Raw genomic sequence first — 1,858 nt, 5'->3', positions numbered from 1 at the left:
ATAAGGTCCTGGACAATTTGTTGGCGCAAACCATTCATGTTTTGTTAAGTTTCCTGTTGTATCTCCTGTATATTCTAATTTATTAATTCCGTTTCTAGAACATATATCTACACAAAGTTCTATTGTTTTTTCTAATGCTATGTCACTTACATGCCATATCCTTCCATATTCATCGTTTGCTACTTCTATTGTTATTGCTCTATTATCATTAGCTGCGCTTGATGAACACTTCCTCAACATACATCCCAACTCTACCATTAGAATCTACTCCGTAATTACTACTAGCTTGTCTGCTAGGTGATGCAAATATATTACTACATGTTTCTACTGATAAATTTCCTGCCATATGATGTATTGTGATTGTGTCTATTTTATGGTTTCTAAGTCCACTGTGATTAGGACTTAAATTTATATAATTTACTAAAGGGCTATTACTCATTTTATTTTTCCTCTCTTTCTTTTAGTTGACTTAATATTGATTTTAGTTTTTCTGGTATAGGTAGTCCCAATTTAGAGGCATTCTCTAGTATTGAAATTCCTTCGTTAGATAGGTAGAAAAATATTACCACTGCTCTTAATACTCCTACATGACCTAAACTATAAACATCTAGTATGTTAGCTACCCCAACTAGTGAAAATATAATAATTTTTCTAGCTATTCCCTTAAAGCCTACTGAACTAGATAATTCTTTTTTATCAATTGCACACATTATTCCAGTCACATAGTCTATTACTGAAAATGCTAAAAGTGCATAAATAAGTCCGTCCATACCTCCTAAAAATGCTCCTAAAACACCACCTATACTTGAGATTATTAGTTTAAAGTTTAGTATTGTTGTATTCATTTTATTTTCCTCCTGTTAAGTAATAAGTTATTTTCATTGTTTTTTCTGCTGTTTTTTCTAATGTTTTTGATAAGTTATTTATTGTTGCTGCGTAAGGTGTTATTAGGTATAATATTTTTCTTAAGTATTTATCCCCGTAGTTTTCTCCGTTCGCAAAAAAGCCCATTAAAAATGGGCCGTAAGTTATTGGTGTTGATGCTATTTTGGATAAATCGTTAGCTGCTATTTGTTTTACTTTATCGTTTTTATCTATTGTAAAGTTAGTTCCACATATCATATCTCCTAATAAGTACATACTACAACCTGTGTTTTTGTTTGTTACGTAATCTACTCTTATTTGAAAAGGTACGTCTATTTTTGTTAAGTCTACTGGGTTATTTATCGCAAACTTCACAACATATTTTTCATCTGTACTAACTGCATACACATATCCTCCTCTCAATACAGATTTAATAGTTCTATAATAATCATAGTCTAATGAGTATGAGCCTATATTTTCTATTTTCACATTTTCTAATGTGAATTCAGTTTCTTCTATAAAATTATTAACTTTATTTATTTTTAACTTAGTTACATTGGTATTACCTCCGCTAGTACTAGTTTTCAATAAATAATAATTCTCTTCGTCCACATAAATACACACTCCATATGTTCCGTAAGATTTCTTATACTTTATCTTTGTTTCTGTTATATTCTTCTCAGCTAAAAATGATAATGAATCATTTAATCTAAAATTAAGCAGTGGTTCTCTTGATTTTATTATTCTAAGATGATCACTTTCAGGAACTATTGATACTATATAATTTTCTTCGAAGTTAGCTTCTACTGCATTGACATATTTTTTCTTCATCTCAGTATCTGTATCCTTAATAAGATATTTATATTCACCTAGTTTTATACGGTTTGTTTTACCATCACTCTTTGTTCCAAAATAACCACCTCCCGCTTTGGCATTAGTTAAACAAACACTCGATATTTTACCATTTGCTTTTGATGTTCCAAAATCCCAAACA

At 30.0% G+C, this 1,858-nt stretch carries 4 protein-coding genes; all 4 read right to left on the bottom strand.

Features of this window, described 5'->3' with window-relative positions; genetic code table 11:
• Window positions 1-240 (bottom strand): peptidoglycan recognition protein family protein (locus tag KMP12_RS07325; protein WP_215757060.1); only part of this gene is annotated, 240 nt, incomplete at its 3' end.
• The gene (locus tag KMP12_RS07320; protein ID WP_215757059.1) at window positions 209-439 is read right to left on the bottom strand and encodes a peptidoglycan recognition protein family protein; all 231 of its coding nucleotides are present in this window, start codon (window positions 437-439) and stop codon (window positions 209-211) included. The genes KMP12_RS07320 and KMP12_RS07325, both read right to left, overlap by 32 nt.
• 1 nt (window position 440) lies before the next feature.
• Window positions 441-845 carry a phage holin family protein gene (locus KMP12_RS07315; RefSeq protein WP_215757058.1) on the bottom strand — a complete coding sequence of 135 codons (405 nt, stop codon included), beginning with the start codon at window positions 843-845 and terminating at the stop codon, window positions 441-443.
• Between the two features lies 1 nt (window position 846).
• A partial coding sequence (locus tag KMP12_RS07310; protein ID WP_215757057.1) for a hypothetical protein occupies window positions 847-1,858 on the bottom strand: 1,012 nt, incomplete at its 5' end.

It is taken from the genome of Gemella sp. zg-1178 (assembly GCF_018790995.1).
Taxonomy (GTDB): Bacteria; Bacillota; Bacilli; order Staphylococcales; family Gemellaceae; genus Gemelliphila.
This window is presented reverse-complemented; position numbering and strand designations above follow the sequence as displayed.